Below are 20,915 nucleotides of genomic sequence, written 5' to 3'. Positions count from 1 at the left end.
AGCCCCTAGCGATTGGTGTGCTGGTTGCCCTGGGCGGGTGGCCGCGGGCCGCCGAAGGTGGGCGACAGGATCTCGATGCTGCCACCGGCGCTCTCGATGGCGGACTGCGCCGAGACTGACACCGCGTGGGCTTTCACCGTGACCGGCCGGTTGATCTCGCCGCGCCCGAGGATCTTGACCATGGCGCCCTTGGAGACCAAGCCGCGGGCCCGCAGCTCGGCAGGTGTGATCTCGTCGAGACCGCAAGCTTCGAGGGTGTCGAGATTGATCGGCTGGTACTCGACACGGAACGGGTTCTTGAAGCCCTTGCGCTTGGGAACGCGGACCTGCAGCGGCAGCTGACCGCCCTCGTACCAGATGGGCACGGTGCCACGAGCGCGCGTTCCCTTGGTGCCGCGGCCTGCAGTCTTGCCGCCCTTGCCGCTGGTGCCGCGCGCTACGCGCTTGCGCTTGCGCTTCGATCCTGGCGGCGGGGCCAGGTCATGCAGTCTCAGCATCGCCGACCTCCTGGGCAGTGACATGTTCGACCGTGATCAGATGACTTACCTTGCGCAGCATGCCGCGGATCTCAGGTCGATCCGGCAGCGTATGACTGCGGCCGATCTTGCCGAGCCTCAGCGCGCGCAGTGCGCCGCGAGCCTTGGGCTTGGCCCCGATGGCTGACCGTACTTGAGTCACCACGATCTGGGGGGTGCCGGATGCGTTCATGACGGCGCCCCCGCTGCGTTCGCGCTCAGCTTGCGCGTGCGCTCTGTTTCCCGGTAGGCCTCCAGCAGGCCTGCGGGAATGCACTCCTCAGCTGACAGCCCGCGCAGCTTGGCCACTTCGTCGGGACGCTTGAGCGCTGCGAGACCAGCGATGGTGGCGCGAGCGACATTGATGTGATTGGACGAGCCGAGCGATTTGGCCAGCACGTCGCTGATGCCAGCCTCCTCGAGGATCGCCCTGGCCGCGCCGCCGGCGATGACTCCCGTGCCGGGCGCCGCCGGCTGCAGCAGTACCTTGCCGGCGCCCATGACTCCCAGCACCGGATGGATGATGGTGGTGCCGGCCAGCGGCACGTCGAAGAGGGTCTTGCGGGCTTCCTCGGTGCCCTTCTGTATTGCCAGTGGCACTTCCTTGGCCTTGCCGTAGCCCAAGCCGACCCGCCCGGCGCCGTCGCCGATCACCACGAGCGCGGAGAAGGAGAACCGGCGCCCGCCCTTGACCACCTTGGCCACGCGATTGATGTCGATCACCCGCGACTCGCGCAGGCCGTCGTCGCCGCTGTTGCGGGGGTTGTCGAACTGACGATCACGCGGGCGACGGCCGCCGCCGCGGTCACGCTCATTGCCGCCTCGCCCGCGCTCGTTCGCGCCGCGCTCCCGCTCAGGGGGGGGCTGCGAGGTTGGTGCATCTGTCACGAGTACTCCCTCAGAACTCCAGGCCGCCCGCGCGGGCAGCATCTGCAAGGGCCGCGACGCGGCCGTGGTATCGGTTGCCACCCCGGTCAAAGGTGACCGTGGTCATGCCCGCCGCGCTCGCCCGCTCGGCAATGAGCCGACCGATCTCGGCGGCGGCCGCGATGTTGCCGCCGCCCGCCACCGCGGCCTCGCGCGACGACGCGGCGGCCAACGTGCGACCTGTCTCGTCGTCGATGAGCTGTGCGCTGATATGCCGGTTGGACCGGAAGACCGCAAGGCGTGGGCGCTGCGCGGTGCCCGTCACCTTCTTGCGAACGCGGCGACGGCGACGATCTCGCCGGGTCGCCTTCGTGGGAGCACTCACTTTGCGGCCTTCCCTGCTTTGCGCAGCACGCGCTCGTCGAGGTAGCGAATGCCCTTGCCCTTGTAGGGCTCGGGCTTGCGCAGCGCACGGATGTTGGCCGCGACCTGCCCGACAAGCTGCTTGTCGATGCCCTTCACGATGATCGACGTCTGGCTTGGCACCTCGAAGCTGATGCCGTCGGGTGCCGAGACAGGCACTGTGTGGCTGAACCCCAACGACAGCTCCAGCGCCGATGGCCCTCTCGCTGCCGCGCGGTAACCCACGCCGACGATCTGCAATTCCTTGGAGAAGCCCTGCGACACGCCCTGAACCATGTTGGCCACGAGCGCCCGGCTCAGCCCGTGCAGCGATCGCTGCGTGCGACTGTCGTCGGTTCGCTCGACGACGGCTTCCCGGTCGCCGAGGCGGACACGGATGCCCGCGGCCAGTGCTCGCGTGAGCTCGCCTCCGGGACCGGTGACGGTCACCACATCGCCGGACACCGAGCCGGACACGTCCGCGGCGGACGCCGCCGTGACCGTTACCCCGTCGGGAATCGAGATGGGCATCTTGCCCACGCGTGACATCGTCGCCTCCTACCAGACGTAACAGAGGATCTCGCCGCCCATGCGGTTGCGGCGGGCCTCGCGATCGGTCATCAAGCCCCGGCTCGTCGACAGCACGGCAATACCGAGGCCGCCGAGTACGCGGGGAACTTTGTCGGACTTGGTGTACACCCGCAGACCCGGCTTGGAGATGCGCTGCATCCCCGAGATCGTGCGATCCCGGTCGCCGGTGTACTTCAGGCTGATGGTGAGCGTCCGGGCGGGACCGGTGGCATCGTTCACCTGATAGTCGCTCACATAACCCTCACGCTTGAGGATGGCCGCAAGGCGCTCCTTTTGGTTCGAGGACGGCATGGCCACCTCGTCCTTGAACACCATGTTTGCGTTGCGGATGCGAGTGAGCATGTCCGCTATGGGGTCGGTCATCGACATGCGCGAACCTCCCTCACCAACTGGCCTTGGTCACGCCGGGCACCTCGCCGGCGTGGACCATCTTGCGGAGGCACACTCGACACAACCCGAACTTGCGGTACACCGACCGCGGCCGACCGCACACGCGGCAGCGGGTGTAGGCGCGCACCTTGAACTTGGGAGTGCGCTGCTGTTTGTTGACGAGTGCCTTCTTGGCCATCAGTACTCCCTTGTGAAGTAGTCGGGCGCTATGCCGTTGGGGATTGGCGGAATGGGAAGCCGAGCGCAACCAGCAGGGCACGTCCGCCCTCGTCGTCGACGGCTGAGGTCACGAGCGTGACGTCCATGCCGCGTACCTGGTTGACGCTGTCGTAATCGATCTCTGGAAAGACCAGCTGTTCGGTGATGCCGAACGTGTAGTTGCCGTGTCCGTCGAAGCTGCGCGGCGACAGGCCGCGGAAGTCGCGGATGCGGGGAATGGCCAACGACACGAGACGGTCGTAGAACTCCCACATCCGATCCCGCCGCATCGTGACTCGGGCGCCGATCGCGTTGCCCTCGCGCAGCTTGAACCCCGCGATGGACTGCTTTGCCCGCGTCACCGCCGGGCGCTGGCCGCAGATGCGGCTGAGGTCGTCGATGGCGCCTTCGAGCAGCGACCGATTGGTCAGCGCAGCGCCCACGCCCATGTTCACGCTGATCTTCGTGAGCGCGGGTACCTGCATGACATTGGCGAGCTTGAGCTCGTCTCGCAGCTGCGCCCTGATGGTGTCGCGGTACAGCACCTTCATACGCGGTTCGGGCCGCATGCGGCTGGTGCCCACAGGTTGGGCCTCGGTGACGCTCATGGCAGCTCCTCCCCGGAGACCCGGTGGTAGCGCACCTTGCGACCGCCCTCGAAGCGGAAGCCGACCCGACCCGGCTGACCGGTACGCGGGCACACCACCGCCACGTTCGACACGTCGACCGGCAGGAGGTAGTCGATGATCTGGCCCTCCTGGTTCTGCTGGGAGGGTCGCTGGTGCTTGTGCCCCACGTTGACGCCTTCGACGGTGAGCCGACGCCGCGGCCGATCCACCGACACGACCTCGCCTTGCTTGCCCCTGTCGGGGCCGGACATCACGCGCACGGTGTCGCCCTTGCGGACTCGCAGCCGTGGCAGCTGGTTCTTCTGGCGTGCCATCACGTCACCCCCATCACAGAACTTCGGGTGCGAGCGACACGATGCGCATGAAGCGCTTGTCGCGCAGCTCGCGGCCGACGGGACCGAAGATGCGGGTACCACGCGGCTGGCGGTTGTCGTCGACGAGCACCGCAGCGTTCTCGTCGAATCGGATGTAGCTGCCGTCGGGGCGCCGGCGTTCCTTGCGTGTGCGCACCACCACGCAGCGCACCACGTCGCCCTTGCGTACGGCTGCGCCGGGGATGGCGTCCTTGACGGTGGCGATGAACACGTCGCCGATCGAGGCGTAGCGTCGGCCCGTGCCTCCGAGCACGCGGATGCACAGCACCTCGCGTGCACCGGAATTGTCGGCGACCTTGAGCCTGGACTCCTGCTGAATCATGGTGTCACCGCGCCCGTTCGATGATCTCCACCAAGCGCCAGCGCTTGGTCTTCGAGATCGGTCGGGTCTCCATGACGCGCACCCGGTCGCCCGGGCGGGTGTCGCCCTCGGGGTCGTGGACGTACAGCTTCTTGGTGCGCTGAACGGTCTTGAAGTAGCGGGGATGGCGCACGCGCTCGGTCACCGAGACGACCGCTGTGCGCTCCATCTTGGTGGAAGTGACGATCCCCTCACGTACCTTGCGCCGGTTGCGCTCGACGGCCTCGGCAGGCTCGGCGGTCTCGGTGCTCATGACTGATCTCCTGACGCAGCGGCGCTGTTCGCGGGCGAGTCCTGCACTGGCTCATTCGTTGAACCAGCCGGGACAGCGCGCGAGCCTGGCGAGCCGCCAACTGATGCGGCCGCTGAACCCTGCACTGAGTCATTCGACAGGCTGGCTTGCAGGTCGGCAGCGGCAATTTCTCGCTCGCGCAGCACGGTATGAATGCGGGCGATATCCCGCTTGGTGGCAGACACCTGTGCAGAGTTGTCGAGTTGCCCAGTCGCGAACGAGAAGCGAAGGTTGAACAGCTCCTTCTTTGCGCTGTCCAATTCGTCGAGCAGCTGATCATCCGACAGGGTTCGCAGCGTCAGGGCCTTCGCCATCAGATCGCCTCCTCTCGGGAGATCACCCGCGCCCGAATGGGCAGCTTCTGAATGGCGCGTTCCATAGCGTCACGAGCCAGCTCGGCGTTCACGCCGCCGAGTTCGAACATCACCCGACCGGGCTTCACCACGGCCACCCACTTCTCAGGATTGCCCTTGCCCGAGCCCATGCGGGTCTCCGCAGGCTTCGCGGTGACCGGCTTGTCGGGGAAGATGTTGATCCAAACCTTGCCGCCACGCTTGACGTGACGGGTCATGGCAATACGGGCAGCCTCGATCTGGCGGGCCGTGATCCACCCGGGCTCGAGCGCCTGGATGCCGTAGTCACCAAAGTGCACGACCGTGCCGCCCTTCGTGCGACCCTTCATGCGACCGCGATGCGCCTTGCGGTGCTTCACCTTGCGGGGCATCAGCATCAGTCGTCTCCCGGCCTGAAGTTGGGAGTCTGGGACTGATCGCGAGTCGCCCGTTCGATCTGCTCTTCCTCTTCGAGCAGGCGCTCGAATTCCGGATCGGCCTCGCGCAGCAGCGGGACGGGTTCTTCGGGCGCATCCTCGCCATCGCCTTTGCGGCCGGCCGAGGACACAACGCCTCCGGGGGGCGCGCCGTCGCCCGACGTCTGGCCCGTGGCCATGGCCGCCTCGCGGTGGATTCGATCGTCGGAGGAGACCTTGTAGGGGAGGATGTCGCCCTTGTAGAGCCACACCTTCACGCCGATGCGGCCCGCTGTCGTGCGGGCCTCACGGAAGCCATAGTCGATGTCGGCGCGCAGCGTGTGCAGCGGCACGCGACCCTCGCGGTACCACTCGGTGCGGGCCATCTCCGAACCGCCGAGACGGCCTGAGCACTGCACCCGGATGCCGAGCGCACCCGCCTTCTGGGCGTTCTGGACAGCCCGCTTCATGGCACGCCGGAAGGCGACCCGGCCAGCAAGCTGATCGGCCACTCCCTGGGCGATCAGGGCGGCCTCGAGCTCGGGCTGCTTGATCTCCTGGATGTTCAGCTGGACCTTGGGGTTCCCGGAGATCTTGCCGAGTCTCGTGCGGAGGCGGTCGGCCTCGCTCCCCCGGCGGCCGATGACAATGCCGGGCCTGGCCGTGTGCACGTCGACCCGCAGACGGTCGCGGGTTCGCTCCACCTCGATGCGGCTGATCGCGGCATGGGGCAGCTCCGTGCGCAGGAAGTCGCGGATCTTCCAATCCTCGATGAGGTAGTCCTGATATTCCTTGTCGGCGTACCAACGGGACTTCCAGTCGGTGGTGATTCCCAGGCGGAAACCGTACGGGTTGACCTTCTGACCCATGATCAGTTCCGTTCCTCTGGTTCGGCAGCGTCGGGGTCGGCAGCTTCGGGGTCTTGCGCTGCGGCGGTTGCGTCGGCTGCTTCGACTTCGTCGTCGGCAACTGCGGCGACCTCGGAGTCGACCCCCTCGTCGACCACTGCGGGGTCTGTCTCGTCCGGCGCCTCACCTGCGGCTGTTTCGTCGACATCCATCTCGTCATCGGCGCCAGTGCCGGCGCGGCTGGCGGCGACGCGAGCGGCACGGGCAGCGGCGGCAGTCTGCGAACCCGAAGCAGCCAGGCGGGCCTCGCGCATCTCGAGTTCCTCGGGGCTGAGCTGCGCCACGATCACCGTGATGTGGCAGGTCTGCTTGAAGATGCGGGTCGCACGGCCGCGTGCCCTCGGACGCCAGCGCTTGAGCACCGGGCCCTCGTCGGCCCAGCATTCGGCCACATAGAGCTCGTCGGCATCGAGCTGCTCGTTGTTGGTGGCATTGGCCACTGCGCTCTCGAGCACCTTGGACACCACCTCAGCGGCGCCCCGCTCACAAAAGCGCAGGCGGTCCCGAGCAAGAGCCAAGTCCTCGTCACGGACCAGGTTGAGCACCACCCTCGCCTTCGAGGCAGACAGGCGGGCGTAGCGGTGCGTCGCCTTCGCGCCGGCGATGACGTCGAGATCGATCAGCCCGCTCATCGTCGCCGGCCCCCTCGTTCCTGGCCGGCGTGGAACTTGAACGTTCGCGTCGGCGCGAACTCGCCCAGCTTGTGACCCACCATCGACTCGGTGACGTAGACGGGCAAGTGCTTGCGCCCGTCATGGACGGCAATGGTGTGGCCGATCATCTCGGGGATGATCGTGGAGCGCCTGCTCCATGTCTTGATGACCTTGCGCTCGCCGCTCTCATTGAGTGCGTCCACCTTGGAGAGCAGGTGGTCGTCAACGAAAGGGCCCTTCTTGAGACTGCGCGGCATCGCTCTACCTCCGAGACCCGCGCGTCCGGCGACGGCGCACGATGAGGTCGTTGGACTTGCTGTTCTTCGAGCGCGTGCGGCCTTCGGGCTTGCCCCACGGAGACACCGGGTGGCGGCCGCCCGACGACTTGCCTTCGCCGCCGCCCAAGGGGTGGTCGACAGGGTTCATGGCCACGCCGCGGGTCTGTGGGCGGACGCCCTTGTAACGGTTCCGGCCGGCCTTGCCGATCTTGACGAGGTCGGCCTCGGCGTTGCCCACCGAGCCGATGGTTGCCCGGCAGTCGATCGGCACCCGGCGCATCTCGGTCGAGGGCAGGCGCAAGGTGGCGTATGCGCCTTCCTTGGCCACGAGCTGCACACTGGAACCTGCCGAGCGAGCCAGGCGGCCACCGCCGCCAGGCTTGAGCTCCACGTTGTGCACGGTGGTGCCGACCGGCACGTACCGCAGCGGCATCGCATTGCCGACCCGTACTTCTGCTTGTGGACCGTTGGCCAGCTTGTCGCCGACCTCCAGCCCTGCGGCCGCCAAGATGTAGCGCTTCTCGCCGTCGTGATAGTGGAGCAGCGCGATGCGTGCGTTGCGGTTCGGGTCGTACTCGATGGTGGCGACCGTGGCGGGCACTCCGTCTTTGGCGCGCCGAAAGTCGACGACCCGGTATCGCTGCTTGTGACCGCCGCCGCGGTGGCGGGAGGTCTTGCGGCCGTCGTTGTTGCGGCCGCCGGTGGAGTGCTGCTTGGCAATGAGCGAGCGCTCGGGCTTGGTCGCGGTGATGTCGGCAAAATCCGAGACCGTCTGGAACCTTCGTCCCGGACTTGTCGGCTTGCGTACTCGAATGCCCATAACGCCCTGTTTCGCTTCTCTGCCTGCTCAGGAATTGAAGATCTGGATCGAGTCGCCCTCGGCGAGGGTGACGATGGCCCGCTTGGTGTCCGGCCGCTTGCCCATGGTGTTGTTGCGACGGTTCCGGCGGACCTTGCCTTTGCGGTTCAGCGTGTTGACCTTGGTGACCTTGACATCGAAGATCTCTTCGACCGCTTGGCGGATCTCCGGCTTGCTCGCAGAGGGGTGAACGCGGAACACGTAGATGCCCTCTTCGAGGAAGTCGTACGACTTCTCCGAGATGACGGGGGCGATCAGCACATCACGGGGGTCCTTCACTGGTCGTCCCCCTCGTTCGGCGGCCCTGCGGTCTCGGGCTGGGCGCTCGGCGTTGCGGCGGCTTCGGTGCCCTCACCGGCAGTCGGGCTATTGCCTGCGGGCGGATCGCTCGCGGGCAGGGTGTCGCGGGTGAACACCAGCCAGTCCGAGCGCAGGATGTCGTAGGCGTTCAGCTCCGAATAGCGCAGGGAGCGCACATCGGGCAGGTTGCGAAAACTGCGGTGGGCCGCCTGATCAGACGCACTGTCGTCGAGAACGAGAAGAACCTGTCCGGAAAGGGACAGGTTCTCCAGAACGGCAATGGCGTCCTTCGTGCGGGGCTGAGCAAAGTTCCACTCGTCGATGACCACGACGCGTTCGCTGCGAGCCCGGTCGCTGAGTGCAGAGCGAAGTGCCAGCCGCACGGTCTTGCGGTTCACCTTCTGGCGGTAGTCGCGGGGCTTGGGGCCGTGCGCCACACCACCGCCAGCCCATTGCGGCGAACGGATCGAGCCTTGACGGGCCCGACCGGTGCCTTTCTGCCGCCACGGCTTGGCGCCGCCGCCGCGTACCTCAGAGCGGGTGAGGGTGCTGTGGGAGCCGCTGCGGCGGGCAGCAAGCTGAGCGGTGACGGCCTGATGCAACGCGGCCATGTTCGGCTCGATGCCGAAGATGGCCTCGTCGAGCTCCACCGAGCCGACAGTGCTGCCGTCGGGGGTGCGGACGTCAAGCGTGAGCGTCATCGAAAGCCCCTCAGACCTCGGCCGGCGCTGTGCTTGCCGACGCGCCTGCCGGTGCTTTGATCGCGTTGCGCACGATGACCGTGCCGCCCTTGGGTCCGGGGACTGAGCCGCGCACGAGCAGCAGGCCGCGTTCAGCGTCGGCCTCGACGACCACGAGGTTCAACGTGGTGACCTTCTCGCCACCCATGCGCCCGGCCATGCGGGTGCCCTTGAACACCCGTGAAGGCGTGGCGCAGGCACCAATCGCGCCGGGCGCCCGGTGGACCCGGTGCGCACCGTGGCTGGCGCGCTGGCCTGAGAAGTTGTGCCGCTTCATCGTGCCTGCGAAGCCCTTGCCCTTGGAGGTCGCCGTCACGTCGACGAGCTCTCCAGGACTGAAAAGGTCGGCACCCAATTCGGTGCCGACCGGTACTTCACTCACATCATCGAGCCGCAGCTCTACGAGTCGTACGCCGGGATCGACCCCGGCACGCTCGTAGTGGCCGACGGTGGGCTTGTTGAGCTTGCGGGCCTCGCGGTGGCCATAGGTGACCTGGACCGCGGTGTAACCGTCTTGTTCGGTGGTGCGAACGCGGGTGACCCGACAATCATCGACGCGCAGCACCGTGACCGGGACGACCTGATTGTCGTCGTCCCAGAGCTGTGTCATGCCGACCTTGGTGGCGACAAGCGCCTTGTTCAACATGGGCGTCTCTCTCGGGCCTTCACCGGATTGATGGTCGCCCGCACAGCGGCCGACTTCGTTGCCGATCGCCCGCAGAGCGGCCGACCATGCGAACGCTCCGCACGGCACTGCCGGCGGAGCGGTTTGGAGGTTGTGCCGACTGGTTCCGCATGCCCGCCGCGTTCTGGCTTTGGGCACCCGGCCTTGCCGGACGTCGGTTCGACGCAGGGGACCCCGCGCCGCGAACGTCAGATGCTACCGATCCGCCGTGAAAGCCCCAACTGCGCGCCGACGAGGTCAGGGGGCGAGCGCAGTTGCGGAGACGGCGCCACGCCCTCAACTGCGATCCAGCGGCCGTCACTTGTTTCCGCAGCGGCGTCAGCCTCAAGCCTGTCGCCATCGCGATAGTGCGCCGCCACGGCATCGTTGGCTTGTGCATCGGTGCGCAGGTCGCGCACCACCAGCGATTCGAAAACGAAGCCGAACGGCGACCGGATCGCCGTCGTCCTGGTCGTGCTCGACTTCCTTGCTGATGTAGACGTCGATCATCGAATTGTCCGCCGATGCGAACGAGCCGATCTGCCCTGCGGATCGAACACTCTCAGACGAGTGCCCAGCCGCTTCTCCGATGATCTCTGGGTGACGATCCACTGACCCTCTCACCTGTGCGTGGTCAATTGGCCGTGGGCTGCCGATAGATTCCGAATTGGCCGCATACACATTCCGAATTAGCCAGACACACATTCCGAATCGGACGGAACTTCATGCCGAACCAGACTGCGAAGCGCGAAGCACTCATCGCCCGGCACGCCGAGGCCCGCGTCCGCTCAGCCATGGTCGACACTCGCATTGTCGCCATTGTCGGGCCGCGCCAATCGGGCAAGACAACGCTCGCTCGCCGGATCGCCGACAACGACGACCGGCAGTTCATCACCCTCGACGACGAGCAGTCGAGACGGTTCGCCCAAGATGATCCGACAGGATTCACCCGCGGCTTGAAGCGAGCGGTGATCGACGAGACCCAGCGCGCCCCAGACCTGATCCTGGCGTTGAAGCGGATCGTCGACGAGGACCCTCGCCCTGGACGATTCCTCATCACCGGTTCAGTCGAGCTGTTCACAGGGTCGCTGTCGCCGGATTCTCTCGCCGGGCGCGTCGAGACCGTCGAGCTCCTGCCGTTCTCCCAAGCTGAGATCGTCGGCATGCAGCCCCCCTCGTTCGTCGACCGTGCGTTCGCGGGCGACTTCGCGGCGCTCGAAATCGCCGGACGCACCGATGGCCTAGCCGAGCGAGTCGTGCGCGGCGGCTTCCCCGAAGCGCTGTCGCGCTCCGCTCCTGCACGGCACCGATCATGGCTGCGCAACTACGCGCGCATGATCGCCGAACACGATGTCCGAGAAATAGCGCGAGTCTCCAAACGCGGCGCATTGCCCCGCTTGATCGATCATGCGGCCGCCGCAGCCGGCGGACTGCTCAACATGTCCGGATTCGGGACACGTCTGGGCGTGGACGGCAAGACCGTGGACCGCTGGCTCGTCCTGCTGGAGCACATGTTCCTCATTCGCCGGGTGCACGCATGGCATCGCAGCGACCTGAAGCGCCTGGTGAAAGCACCCAAGCTCCAGTTCCTCGACTCCGGCCTGCTCGCTGCACTGCGAGGCGTAGACGCGGCTGGTATCGCCGACGATCGTCGACGTCTCGGTCCCCTGCTCGAATGCTTCGCCTACACAGAGCTTGTCAAGGCCTCTGCGCTCAGCAGTGACATGACGACCATCAGCCACTACCGCGACAAGAGCGGCGTCGAAGTCGACTTCGTGCTCGAACGCTCGCCGGGTGTCGTTGTCGGCATCGAAGTCAAATCGCGGGCGACGGCACACCCTCGGGACTTCAAGGGACTGAGACGTCTCAAAGATGCCGTCGGCGACAATTTCGCAAGCGGAATCCTCCTGCACGACGGCGACCGCATCCAGCAGATCGCACCCGACCTGTATGCAATGCCCGTCAAGATGCTCTGGGAGTTCTGAGCCCTGCCTCGCTGGTTCGTTTCGTGAACGAGTTCAGCGGACGTATCTGTGCGGTCCGTTGTGTCCGAACACCAGAACGCATCTCACTTGGGAACGCACGCCGATATGAGGGCATGTCCCTGCGGGCGCTGGTTCCCGCAGTTCGACTCTCGGGATGATCTCATGTTGGGCAGTTGCGGCGTCTGGGGCTTGCCCGTCGTCAGTTTGCTGCCACAGCGTTGTGAACAGTACTGAGCGTTCGTCGTCGTCGGGGCCGCCGAGGTAGCTGTCGAACGTTGTGAGCGCGTCCAAGTAGGCGGGTCTGCGGGCATCGATCGCTGCGGAGAGACGCAAATCGTTGTTCTTTGCGTCGCGACAGCCACGGGTCGAGCAGCCACCGCCGGTCCACGCGGGCTCACCATCGCGCGGCGAGAGCAATTCGGCCGAGGCAGATTCACAGACTGCTTCGCACGTGACCTCGCTGGTACGCCGCGAACAGCATCACTTCGCCTGCCAGGACCAGGTGAAACACCGTCGGCAGGTAGGCAGTGAACCACTTTCCCGCCAGGAGGGTGTTGCCGCCGAACGCTCCCGCGTCGCCGCCGATGCCGAGCACTAGGCGGGCCGCCATGACGGCGAAGTAGAGGACTCCGAACCAGGCGACCGGCCGCACCCAGCGCCGCCCGAACAGGCTCCGGCCAGCTCGCATCCGCAGTGTTGCGACCGCGATGATCGCCAAGATCACGACCTGGGCCGCGAACAATGCGGGAAACGGCAGGCTGCTGCCCTGCCAGGCGTCCTGCGACGGCAGGAAGCCGACGTCCCACCAGCGCTGGCTGGCTTGACCTGCGACCCGTGCCAAGAAGGCCAGGCCCAGCGTCAAGCTCACCGCAGCGAAACGGGCGTCACTCATGTGAGCTCCAGCGGCACCAGCACCGCTGCTGGATCGAGCCGCAGGCCCAACCCGCCACCACTGCGATCGGACACGTCGCGACCGCACAGCACGCCGCCGTGACCCCACATGATGGTTCGATCGGTGAGATCGCTCCCCAACAGGTGAGTGCCGAACGCACCTTCAGCCGCAACGACAGCACCCGGATTGCTCGCGATGACGGCGAGCGCGGCCCGGGTGAGCAGGCTTGTCTCCCCAACCTGGCATCCGACGATCACATCAACGCCCGCTCGCGCCGCAGCGTCCACGGTGTCGATCGACCTTACGATGCCGCCCATTTTCGACACCCGAACGTTGACGATCCAGCGCGATGGCTCCGGCAATGACGGCAACTGCCGGGCGAACCGCACGCTCTCGTCCGCGATGATCTTGAGCCCGCAGTCGCGCGCAACCTCGACGCACCCCTCGATGTCGCCCGCCTGCAGGGGTTCCTCGATGGCGAACGCGACGCTGCCCAGTGATTCCAAGTGCTCTGCGCACTGCTCGGGCGTTTCCCAGAGGTTGTTCGCATCGAGTCGGACTGTGCCGGGTCCTGAACCTCGCGACACGAACGGCGCAAGCTTGGCGCGGTCGCGCCGCGCCGAGCCCGAGAGCTTCACCTTGAAGTCGGTGAAACCCCGTGATCGGTAGCCGCGGAGCTGCCAGCGATACAACGGCAGCGGCATGTCACCCAAGACTGCCGAGTACTCCACGTCGGGAGGACCCGCCGCGACGCCGAGCAATCGTTCGACGTTGCAACCGTTCGTCTTGCCCAGCAGATCCAGCGCCGCCGTCTCCATGGCGCAGAAAGCGGCCGGGTTCTCGTCAATCGCGCCGCGATGAGCGTCGATCCAGGCCCGCAGGTCGTCCACGCTCCCGATGGCGGCACAGAACGTCGCGGCGTGTTGATGGACGAACGCAGCGCAGCTCGGGACCGTCTCGTCGGTCACGTATGAGCGCGGGCACCCTTCCCCGTAGCCGATGGTCCCGTCGTCGGCGTGTGCCGCCACGATGAGGTTCTCGGCCCGGCGCCGGCTGGCAGAAGCGTGTCGAAACACGCGCTTGAACGGAACGGGGAAGGTGAACGTCTTCAGGTGACGGATCGGCATGCTCTCACGCTGGGGCTGCGAAATCGTCGAAGCGAAACGAGCATTCGGCGCTGTACTGCAGCCGTAGATACTTGAACTGCACGTCGCGTTGACCGTCAGCGACGCGCTGCCTCCTGAATTCGTCACCAGTTCGGGCCGCAAGGAACTGCACGCGCAGCGGTTCCAGCCGGCCGCTGGCTCGTTTCGCGCCGTACTCGACATTGGACTGCTGCAGTGCTCGTTCGATGTTGGACGACAATTCGCCCGCGAGTGCTGCCCGCTGCTCACCGGCCGGTGGGCGCGCCAGCTCCACATACAACCTGTAGACCGCCTCGGCCTCGTCGGCCAGCATGATGAAGAACGGCGCGACCGTGCCGACTTCGGCCACTGCAGCGGTCACAGCCGACATCACTTGGAACTCGTAGAGCTTCTCGCCGGTAATGCTGGTGACGCCCTTGCCCTTCTGGATAAAGGACAGGACCGGCGTGCGGTCAACGAAGCCCGTCACCCGCACGATGTCGTTCATGTCGTAGCGATACAGACCATCGGACGTGGTCACGATGACGTAGTAATCGCGGCCGGACTCCAGGTCGGCGAGCGTGCAGGTCTGCAGGCCACGGTCGGCATCGTCGGCTGCGGCTTCCCATGCATCGCGTTCTGCGAACTCGAAGAAATTGTCCTGCAGCGTCGCAACACACGACCCTTCGATGGGATCGATGTTGACCGTGCCGCTGACCTCGCTGGCGAGGTACCCCAGTTCGAACACCGGGCAATCAGTTGTCAGCATCGGCTTGAGGCGTTCGACGGCCAAGCCGCAACTACCGCCGGTCCACGTCACTGCGGCCCGCAGATCGCTCCAGATGTCGGCATAGGCGATCTCTCCTGCAGCCTCGAGACGCCGGGCAAGCGCTGACGCACGCTCGGGGTTCGCGCGAAGCCCGAGCTGATCACTGCCCGCGCCAACGCTGCAATCCGCGGGCAATCTCCCGTCGGCTACTGCGGCCAGCACGCTCTCGGCGTGCGTATTGAGCACGTCCATCAGCCGGATGAACGTGGAAGGGTTGGCGGTCGCCATAGTGGTGACGGAGCCGTCGGCTGCACCCAGCACCGCCATGGCCAGGTAGCGGGCGTCGTAGTCGGCAATGTCGGACACCGAGGCGGGCAACACGTACCGGCGGCGAAGCAGCCTGCCCTGGCTTGCGTACAGCAGTCCCGATGCCGAGCCGAAAGGCGTGCCCGCCGGCATGGTGCCCTCGTGCGCGGCACCGCTTACCACGAACACCTTGCCGCCGAGTGCCGACGTGCGCCTCGACAACGCGTATGCCGCGAGCCGCTGCAATCGCTGGATGCGAGCCAAGCCGGCTTTGGTCAGCGGAATGTTCTTCGGAGCGGCGACAGTTCCGCTGGTCTGGTTGTAATAGACCGGCGGGGCGGCGGTCAGGCACGGATCGCCGGTGGCCTCCTGCCGCTCGATCGCCTCGCGCAGGTCCTCGTAGGTCTGCACCGGCACGGCACGCCGAAAATCCTCGAAGCCTGAGATGGAACCGAACCGGTGATCAGTGCCGAAGATTGTGTCGGCGTTGTCCGTCAAGATGCGCTGCAGGACGTCGTGCTGAGTCGCCGCCGGATCGGCGGACGCCTCAACGATTCGGCGGTGCACGCGGCCGCTGGCTGCGGCCAATCCCGCGCGCAGCAAGCGGTAGCTCAATCCGTCGGTCACGACGTCGCCGTCGCCTCGACGTCCCGCTTGTCGAGATCCCGAACCAGCGGAGTGCGCATCTGGGCAACAAAGCCTGTCGGATACTTCCGGTTCAGCAGTCCGAGGCGGCCGACGGCTGTGTCCGCGGGCAGGATCCGGGTCCCGAACGCCACGTCCCAGATGATCAGGTTGTTGCCGAAGTTGTGATCGGATTCCGCCGGCAGCTCCGAGTGATGCCACCGGTGCAGTTCGGGTCCGCTGATGAGGTAATTGAGCCAACCCAGCTTCACGTCGCAATTCGAGTGCTGGTAGAAGCCGTTCAGGGCGTAGAAGACGAAGTAGGCTGCGAGCACTTCATCCCCGACGCCGACGAGCACGAACGGCAGTGCGTCGACGCAGTACTGAACAGCCTTCTCCGCCGGGTGGAAGCGCCCGACGTTCAGCCAATACAGCCGGTGCGGCGAATGGTGCACCGCGTGCCATCGCCACATGAAGGCCGAACCGTGAAAGGCCCTGTGCAGCCAATACCGAAAGAAGTCGGCGACGGCCATCATCAGTGCCGCTTGCGCGACGACTGGCCACGAGTGCGGCCACAGACCTCCGAGCGTGAGATCTCCCTCTCGCAACCAGCCGGCGAACGCCACGGTTGCTGCCAATGACAGCAGCAACGGCAGGACTACTTGGATCGTCAGCATGAATGCTGCGTCAGCCCGCACATCGCCGGGCTGCGGGCGCCATTCGAGGCGGTAGGGCAGGACGGCCTCATGCAGCGTGATCAGTCCAGCACCGACCAGCACCGCCAGGTACGACGCGGCGACCACGGGCATGCCGAGCAGTCCAGCACCGGCATAGACAGCGATCCCCAACAGGATCACGACCGGATACGAGCCTCGTACCGCGAGCTTCGTGGCCGCCAGTGTCAGGTCTCGTGGTGTCGGCAGCGGCGCGGCGCCTTTGTGCACCCGCTCATCCGACGCCATGGGCTGAGCCTATGTGGGCCCACTCCCACGCCAAGGAGCGCGGCGGTCCGGATCGTCAGTCGCCGAGGCGGACGATGGTGGTGCCGACGGTGCGGACTGCGAGCAGGTCGACGAATGCGCCGCCCGCAGCACCGAGCCCTTCGTAGGTGATGTGACGGGGCACGAGCGCGCCGGCCTCGATCCACTCGAGCATCTGCGCACGGGCCGCGTCGTAGCGGCTGGCGACTGCCGCTTCTCCATCGCTATCGGGGAGGGTGACGATCGCTAACGCGACGAGGACGGTCCAGCGCAACTATCGTCCGCTGCCGTGAAGGCCATTGCCGCAAGGCGGCCTGTCAGACACAGCCGCCCACGGGCGGTGCTGAGACATATGCCGCAGAGACCGGATCGGGAGCTATCCGCATGAAATACGCCGCACCGACCACCATTGATGAGGCTCGGGCAATGCTCGCGGGCGATGCCGACGCCATCGTGTTCGCGGGCGCAACCGATGTCGTGCCCCAGATGCGCGGCGGACGGCCCGAGCCGTCAATGCTGATCGACCTCAAGAACATCGATCGCCTGATGTCGGTGAGCCTCGAAGGCGACACCTGGCACGTCGGTGCCGCAGCGCCCAGCTCGGCCTTGACGGCAAACGCTGACTTCGCTGCCGACTTCCCGGGAGTGACGGAGGCTGCTGGACTCATCGGGTCAGACCAGATCCAGAACCGCTCCAGCCTCGGCGGGAACCTGTGCAATGCCTCTCCCGCGGCGGATTCGGTCCCGGCTCTGGTCGTCAACAATGCTGTCGCAGTGATCGCAGGCGCCGGCGGCGAGCGACGGGTACCCGTCGCCGACGTGGTGACCGGGCCCGGGCAGACCTCGCTGGCGCACGACGAGATCGTGGTGTGCTTCGAACTGGAGCGACCGGCGGCACGCACCGCTGACGCCTACCTGCGGCTCATCCCCCGCACCGAGATGGACATCGCCGTGGTGGGCGCCGGTGTCCGGCTCACGCTGGACGGTGAAGGCGCCGTGAGCGCTGCCACCGTGGCCCTCGGTGCAGTCGCCCCCACCGTCGTGCGGGTGCCCGCGGCAGAAGTGGCACTCGTCGGCAGCCGGCTCGATGACGCGTCGCTGGCCGCAGCGGCCGCAGCGGCCAGCGACGCCTGCAACCCGATCGACGACAAGCGGGGCACGATCACCTACCGGCGCCAGGTCGCCGGCGTGCTCACCCGCCGAGCCGCCGGCATTGCCGCAGACCGCATTCGAACCACCAACGGACAGAACGGAGCCTCCTGATGAGCCGTACCCACGTGACCTGCGAGGTCAACGGCGACGCCGTTGATTTTCTGACCGAAGACGGTGAATCGCTGCTCAATGCACTGCGGGACGAGCTGGGGCTCATCGGGGCCAAGGAGGGCTGCGGCACCGGCGACTGCGGCGCCTGCTCGATCATCATGAACGGGCGCCTGCAGTGCTCGTGCCTGATCTTCGCCCCGGAGGCCGACGGCGCCGCCATCACCACCTGTGAGGGTCTCGCCAGTGCCGACGAGCTGCACCCGCTGCAACAGTGCTTCCTCGAAGGCGCTGCGCTGCAGTGCGGCATCTGCACGCCCGGGTTCCTCATCGCCGCAAAGGCACTGCTCGACGAGAACCCCGACCCCACCGAGACCGAAGTGCGCTACGCGCTCGCCGGCAACCTGTGCCGCTGCACCGGCTACGACAAGATCGTGCGCTCGGTGCTCGAGGCCGCCGTCCAGATCCGTACCCCAGCTTGATCCACATCGGCTGATCGAGACTCACCCGACATCGCAGAAGGACACCTGAACATGAGCACCACCGAAGCTCCCGCAAGCACCGGCACCAACGGCAACGGTGCATCGGGCTATCGCTGGGTCGGCACCCGTCCGGTCCGCCACGACGGCCTCGACAAGGTCGCCGGAAAGGCCCGCTACGCAGCCGACCTGAACCTGCCGGGAATGCTGCACGGGCACATCTTGCGCTCGCCGCATCCTCACGCCCGGATCATCTCGATTGACACGTCAAAAGCCGAGGCGATGCCCGGCGTGAAGGCCGTGGTCACCGGGGCCGATTTCCCCGAAGCGCCCCCCAAGGGCGCCACTCGCAACCTGATGTGCACGGTCATTGCGCGCGACAAGGTGCTGTACAGCGGCCACGCGGTGGCCGCTGTTGCAGCGTCCACCCGTCGTGAAGCCAAGGCGGCGGCGGAAGCAATCGAGGTGACCTACGAGCTGCTCCCCCACGTGCTGAACATCGCCGATGCGATGGCAGATGGGGCGCCGGTGATTCACGACACCTTGTTCACGCGCGGCGTCGACCCCCGGCCGACCGAGCCGTCGAATGTTGCGGCGCGCACCGTGTACGAGCGCGGCGACGTCGAACAAGGCTTCGGCGAAGCCGACATCGTGATCGAGCGGGAGTTCTCGACCCAGGCCGTGCACCAAGGCTACATCGAGCCGCACGCCTGCGTTGTCGACTGCGACCAGGAGGGCAAGGCCGTCATCTGGGCCTCCTCGCAGGGTCATTTCATGGTTCGATCCTCCACGGCCACGGTGCTCGGCTGGGACACCTCGCGCATCAAGGTCATCCCGGCGGAGATCGGCGGCGGCTTCGGCGGCAAGACCACCATCTACATCGAACCGGTGGCTGCGCTGCTGTCGACCAAGGCAGGCCGTCCTGTCAAGATCGTGATGAGCCGCGAGGATGTCTTCCGGGCCACCGGCCCCGCACCGGGCTCGATCATCAAGATGAAGGTCGGTGCCCGCAACGACGGCACGATCACCACGGCGAAGGCTTGGCTGGCCTACGAGAACGGGGCCTTTCAGGGCATCGCCGCCATGCTCGGCTGCATGTGCGTCGTGTCGGCGTACACCCTCGATCACCTCTACGTCGAGGGTTTCGACGTGGTGCTCAACCGTCCGGTCAACGTGGCCTACCGGGCGCCGTCGGCCCCTGCGGCGGCATTCGCCATGGACTCGGTGGTCGACGAGATCGCGGCTCGCCTCGGCATGGACCCGATCGACTTGCGGCTCCACAACTGCCCGTCGCAGGGCGACCCGACGCCCTATGGGCCCAAGTGGCCGATGATCGGGCTGCGCGACTGCCTCGAAGCGATCCGCGACAGCGACCACTACCAGACTGTGCTGCCAGACGGCCAGGGTCGTGGCGTGGCCACGGGCTTCTGGTTCAACATCGGCGAGGCGTCGAGCGCAACGGTCAACCTGAACGAGAACGGCACTGCCACGGTGATCACCGGGAGCCCTGACATCGGCGGCAGCCGGGCGTCGATGGCGCTGATGGCCGCCGAGGAACTCGGCCTCGATGTGCACCTGATCCAGCCGGTCGTGGGCGACACCGAAGTGGTCGGCTTCACCGACGTCACCGAAGGCAGCCGCGCCACGTTCGCGACGGGCATGGCAGTCGTGGAGGCCTGCCGCGATCTCAAGACGCAGCTGCGCAAGCGTGCGGCGAAGACCTGGGATTGCGATGTGGAAGAGGTCGAGTGGGTGGACGGCTCGGCCGTCCACGGCCCGGGCGAGCAGGAGCCGCTGACGCTGGCCGCCATCACCGGGAATGCGAAGCGCACCGGCGGCCCGCTGGGCGCGACGGCGTCGCTGAACGCCCGCGGCGCCGGTCCGGCCTTCTCGGTGCAGGTTGCGGACGTGTCCGTCGACTCCGAAACCGGGCGGGTCACCGTCGAGCGCTACACCACGGCTCAGGATGCCGGCACGGCAATCCACCCGAGCTACGTCGAAGGCCAGATGCAAGGCGGCGTCGTGCAGGGCATCGGCTGGGCGCTCAACGAGGAGTACATCTATTCCGACAACGGAGACCTCGAGAACCCGGGCTTCCTCGACTACCGCATCCCGGTGGCGTCGGACCTCCCGATGATCGAGACGGTGATCGTCGAGGTGCCGAACCCGTCGCACCCCTATGGCGTGCGCGGCGTCGGCGAGGTGGGCATTGTCCCGCCGCTGCCGGTGATGGCCAATGCCGTGGCCGACGCCACCGGAGTGCGCATCGGCGACTTGCCGCTGTCGCCACCGCGAGTGCTGGAGGCACTGACGGCCGCCGATCAAGGCTGACTGGGCTGATCGCAACCGACGTGAACGCCGTCATCGTCACCATGCCCCGGCCACGGAACATCGTGACGATGACGGGCGAGCGTCGGCTCCGCTGAGCCGGGCAGCAGCGTGGCCATCGTTCACTTCTCGACCGACCAGCGCCAGCACACGGGCGTCGCCGAGGTCACGCTCAACGCCGTGAATGTGCGCGATCTGGTGCGGCAGCTCTCAGAGCGCTACCCGTCGCTGAACGCACATCTCGTCGAGACATCGTCAACGGCCGTCGCCATCGACGGCGAGATCATCCCCGACCCAATGCTCGAAGAGCTCACCGCCACGTCAGAGGTGCATCTAGTCCGCCCCCTCGCGGGCGGATAGGTCAGCACGTTGCCCCCTCGCCGGCGGACGGTCTAGCAC

Annotated in this window: 30 protein-coding genes and 1 pseudogene; 5 read left to right on the top strand and 26 right to left on the bottom strand. The window is 66.6% G+C overall.

Annotated elements, in window-relative coordinates; translation table 11 throughout:
• Positions 1-5: 5 nt before the first annotated feature.
• From rplO to ACOGJB_RS13080, 21 genes and pseudogenes are all read right to left on the bottom strand, one after another.
• Positions 6-497 (bottom strand): 50S ribosomal protein L15, encoded by a 492-nt coding sequence (gene rplO / locus ACOGJB_RS13180; RefSeq protein ID WP_419837559.1) that lies wholly within the window; start codon positions 495-497, stop codon positions 6-8.
• The gene (rpmD, locus tag ACOGJB_RS13175) at positions 481-708 is read right to left on the bottom strand and encodes a 50S ribosomal protein L30 (RefSeq protein ID WP_419837558.1); all 228 of its coding nucleotides are present in this window, start codon (positions 706-708) and stop codon (positions 481-483) included. The genes rplO and rpmD overlap by 17 nt, the downstream gene beginning before the upstream one ends.
• The gene (gene rpsE / locus ACOGJB_RS13170; RefSeq protein WP_419837557.1) at positions 705-1,403 is read right to left on the bottom strand and encodes a 30S ribosomal protein S5; all 699 of its coding nucleotides are present in this window, start codon (positions 1,401-1,403) and stop codon (positions 705-707) included. Before rpsE ends, rpmD begins: the two co-directional genes overlap by 4 nt.
• Before the next feature lie 10 nt (positions 1,404-1,413).
• Positions 1,414-1,767, bottom strand: coding sequence for a 50S ribosomal protein L18 (gene rplR, locus ACOGJB_RS13165; protein WP_419837556.1), 354 nt, complete (start codon positions 1,765-1,767; stop codon positions 1,414-1,416).
• Positions 1,764-2,333 carry a 50S ribosomal protein L6 gene (gene rplF, locus ACOGJB_RS13160; protein ID WP_419837555.1) on the bottom strand — a complete coding sequence of 190 codons (570 nt, stop codon included), beginning with the start codon at positions 2,331-2,333 and terminating at the stop codon, positions 1,764-1,766. The genes rplR and rplF overlap by 4 nt, the downstream gene beginning before the upstream one ends.
• 9 nt (positions 2,334-2,342) lie before the next feature.
• On the bottom strand, positions 2,343-2,744 hold the full coding sequence (gene rpsH / locus ACOGJB_RS13155; RefSeq protein WP_419837554.1) for a 30S ribosomal protein S8: 402 nt from the start codon (positions 2,742-2,744) through the stop codon (positions 2,343-2,345).
• Between the two features lie 13 nt (positions 2,745-2,757).
• On the bottom strand, positions 2,758-2,943 hold the full coding sequence (locus ACOGJB_RS13150; RefSeq protein ID WP_419554737.1) for a type Z 30S ribosomal protein S14: 186 nt from the start codon (positions 2,941-2,943) through the stop codon (positions 2,758-2,760).
• A 28-nt stretch (positions 2,944-2,971) separates the two neighbouring features.
• A complete protein-coding gene (rplE, locus tag ACOGJB_RS13145) occupies positions 2,972-3,571 on the bottom strand; it encodes a 50S ribosomal protein L5 (RefSeq protein ID WP_419837553.1) in 600 nt (199 codons plus the stop codon).
• Positions 3,568-3,906 carry a 50S ribosomal protein L24 gene (gene rplX / locus ACOGJB_RS13140; RefSeq protein WP_419837552.1) on the bottom strand — a complete coding sequence of 113 codons (339 nt, stop codon included), beginning with the start codon at positions 3,904-3,906 and terminating at the stop codon, positions 3,568-3,570. The genes rplE and rplX overlap by 4 nt, the downstream gene beginning before the upstream one ends.
• Positions 3,907-3,919: 13 nt before the next feature.
• Entirely contained in the window at positions 3,920-4,288 is a 369-nt protein-coding gene (gene rplN / locus ACOGJB_RS13135) for a 50S ribosomal protein L14 (RefSeq protein ID WP_419837551.1), read from the bottom strand.
• Between the two features lie 4 nt (positions 4,289-4,292).
• Positions 4,293-4,580: a 30S ribosomal protein S17 gene (gene rpsQ, locus ACOGJB_RS13130; RefSeq protein ID WP_419837550.1), complete on the bottom strand. Its 288-nt coding sequence runs from the start codon at positions 4,578-4,580 to the stop codon at positions 4,293-4,295.
• A gap of 110 nt (positions 4,581-4,690) precedes the next feature.
• Positions 4,691-4,933 (bottom strand): annotated as a pseudogene (rpmC, locus tag ACOGJB_RS13125) (50S ribosomal protein L29); the annotation flags it as partial.
• Positions 4,933-5,349 carry a 50S ribosomal protein L16 gene (gene rplP, locus ACOGJB_RS13120; protein ID WP_419837549.1) on the bottom strand — a complete coding sequence of 139 codons (417 nt, stop codon included), beginning with the start codon at positions 5,347-5,349 and terminating at the stop codon, positions 4,933-4,935. The gene rplP and the pseudogene rpmC, both read right to left, overlap by 1 nt.
• The gene (rpsC, locus tag ACOGJB_RS13115; protein ID WP_419837548.1) at positions 5,349-6,236 is read right to left on the bottom strand and encodes a 30S ribosomal protein S3; all 888 of its coding nucleotides are present in this window, start codon (positions 6,234-6,236) and stop codon (positions 5,349-5,351) included. The genes rplP and rpsC overlap by 1 nt, the downstream gene beginning before the upstream one ends.
• A 2-nt stretch (positions 6,237-6,238) precedes the next feature.
• Complete coding sequence (gene rplV, locus ACOGJB_RS13110) at positions 6,239-6,907, bottom strand: 50S ribosomal protein L22 (protein WP_419837547.1); 669 nt, start codon at positions 6,905-6,907, stop codon at positions 6,239-6,241.
• Entirely contained in the window at positions 6,904-7,185 is a 282-nt protein-coding gene (gene rpsS / locus ACOGJB_RS13105) for a 30S ribosomal protein S19 (protein WP_419554743.1), read from the bottom strand. Before rpsS ends, rplV begins: the two co-directional genes overlap by 4 nt.
• A 4-nt stretch (positions 7,186-7,189) precedes the next feature.
• Positions 7,190-8,026, bottom strand: coding sequence for a 50S ribosomal protein L2 (gene rplB, locus ACOGJB_RS13100; RefSeq protein ID WP_419837546.1), 837 nt, complete (start codon positions 8,024-8,026; stop codon positions 7,190-7,192).
• 27 nt (positions 8,027-8,053) lie between these two features.
• Positions 8,054-8,344, bottom strand: coding sequence for a 50S ribosomal protein L23 (gene rplW, locus ACOGJB_RS13095; protein ID WP_419837545.1), 291 nt, complete (start codon positions 8,342-8,344; stop codon positions 8,054-8,056).
• A complete protein-coding gene (gene rplD, locus ACOGJB_RS13090; RefSeq protein ID WP_419837544.1) occupies positions 8,341-9,066 on the bottom strand; it encodes a 50S ribosomal protein L4 in 726 nt (241 codons plus the stop codon). Before rplD ends, rplW begins: the two co-directional genes overlap by 4 nt.
• 10 nt (positions 9,067-9,076) lie before the next feature.
• A complete protein-coding gene (rplC, locus tag ACOGJB_RS13085) occupies positions 9,077-9,751 on the bottom strand; it encodes a 50S ribosomal protein L3 (RefSeq protein ID WP_419837543.1) in 675 nt (224 codons plus the stop codon).
• A 227-nt stretch (positions 9,752-9,978) separates the two neighbouring features.
• Entirely contained in the window at positions 9,979-10,227 is a 249-nt protein-coding gene (locus tag ACOGJB_RS13080; protein ID WP_419840742.1) for a DUF4143 domain-containing protein, read from the bottom strand.
• A 267-nt stretch (positions 10,228-10,494) separates the two neighbouring features.
• Here ACOGJB_RS13080 and ACOGJB_RS13075 point away from each other — a divergent pair, with 267 nt between their 5' ends.
• Positions 10,495-11,754, top strand: a complete 1,260-nt coding sequence (locus ACOGJB_RS13075; protein ID WP_419837542.1) for an ATP-binding protein — start codon at positions 10,495-10,497, stop codon at positions 11,752-11,754.
• Positions 11,755-12,187: 433 nt separating this feature from the next.
• Here ACOGJB_RS13075 and ACOGJB_RS13070 read toward each other — a convergent pair whose 3' ends face one another.
• From ACOGJB_RS13070 to ACOGJB_RS13050, 5 genes are read right to left on the bottom strand one after another with little or no spacing between them, the layout of a single operon-like run.
• A complete protein-coding gene (locus ACOGJB_RS13070) occupies positions 12,188-12,646 on the bottom strand; it encodes a hypothetical protein (RefSeq protein WP_419837541.1) in 459 nt (152 codons plus the stop codon).
• Positions 12,643-13,773 carry a mandelate racemase/muconate lactonizing enzyme family protein gene (locus ACOGJB_RS13065; RefSeq protein ID WP_419837540.1) on the bottom strand — a complete coding sequence of 377 codons (1,131 nt, stop codon included), beginning with the start codon at positions 13,771-13,773 and terminating at the stop codon, positions 12,643-12,645. The genes ACOGJB_RS13070 and ACOGJB_RS13065 overlap by 4 nt, the downstream gene beginning before the upstream one ends.
• Before the next feature lie 4 nt (positions 13,774-13,777).
• Positions 13,778-15,472 (bottom strand): GH3 auxin-responsive promoter family protein, encoded by a 1,695-nt coding sequence (locus ACOGJB_RS13060; RefSeq protein WP_419837539.1) that lies wholly within the window; start codon positions 15,470-15,472, stop codon positions 13,778-13,780.
• Positions 15,469-16,431: a sterol desaturase family protein gene (locus ACOGJB_RS13055; RefSeq protein ID WP_419837538.1), complete on the bottom strand. Its 963-nt coding sequence runs from the start codon at positions 16,429-16,431 to the stop codon at positions 15,469-15,471. The genes ACOGJB_RS13060 and ACOGJB_RS13055 overlap by 4 nt, the downstream gene beginning before the upstream one ends.
• Before the next feature lie 55 nt (positions 16,432-16,486).
• A complete protein-coding gene (locus ACOGJB_RS13050) occupies positions 16,487-16,723 on the bottom strand; it encodes a hypothetical protein (RefSeq protein WP_419837537.1) in 237 nt (78 codons plus the stop codon).
• 110 nt (positions 16,724-16,833) lie between these two features.
• Here ACOGJB_RS13050 and ACOGJB_RS13045 point away from each other — a divergent pair, with 110 nt between their 5' ends.
• From ACOGJB_RS13045 to ACOGJB_RS13030, 4 genes are all read left to right on the top strand, one after another.
• Entirely contained in the window at positions 16,834-17,712 is an 879-nt protein-coding gene (locus ACOGJB_RS13045) for an FAD binding domain-containing protein (protein WP_419837536.1), read from the top strand.
• A complete protein-coding gene (locus tag ACOGJB_RS13040) occupies positions 17,712-18,191 on the top strand; it encodes a (2Fe-2S)-binding protein (protein WP_419837535.1) in 480 nt (159 codons plus the stop codon). Before ACOGJB_RS13045 ends, ACOGJB_RS13040 begins: the two co-directional genes overlap by 1 nt.
• 51 nt (positions 18,192-18,242) lie before the next feature.
• Positions 18,243-20,519, top strand: coding sequence for a xanthine dehydrogenase family protein molybdopterin-binding subunit (locus tag ACOGJB_RS13035; protein ID WP_419837534.1), 2,277 nt, complete (start codon positions 18,243-18,245; stop codon positions 20,517-20,519).
• 108 nt (positions 20,520-20,627) lie between these two features.
• On the top strand, positions 20,628-20,876 hold the full coding sequence (locus tag ACOGJB_RS13030; protein WP_419837533.1) for a MoaD/ThiS family protein: 249 nt from the start codon (positions 20,628-20,630) through the stop codon (positions 20,874-20,876).
• Positions 20,877-20,915 lie beyond the last annotated feature (39 nt).

Origin of the sequence: Candidatus Poriferisodalis sp., from assembly GCF_965208895.1 — a bacterium.
Classification (GTDB): domain Bacteria; phylum Actinomycetota; class Acidimicrobiia; order Acidimicrobiales; family Poriferisodalaceae; genus Poriferisodalis.
This window is presented reverse-complemented; position numbering and strand designations above follow the sequence as displayed.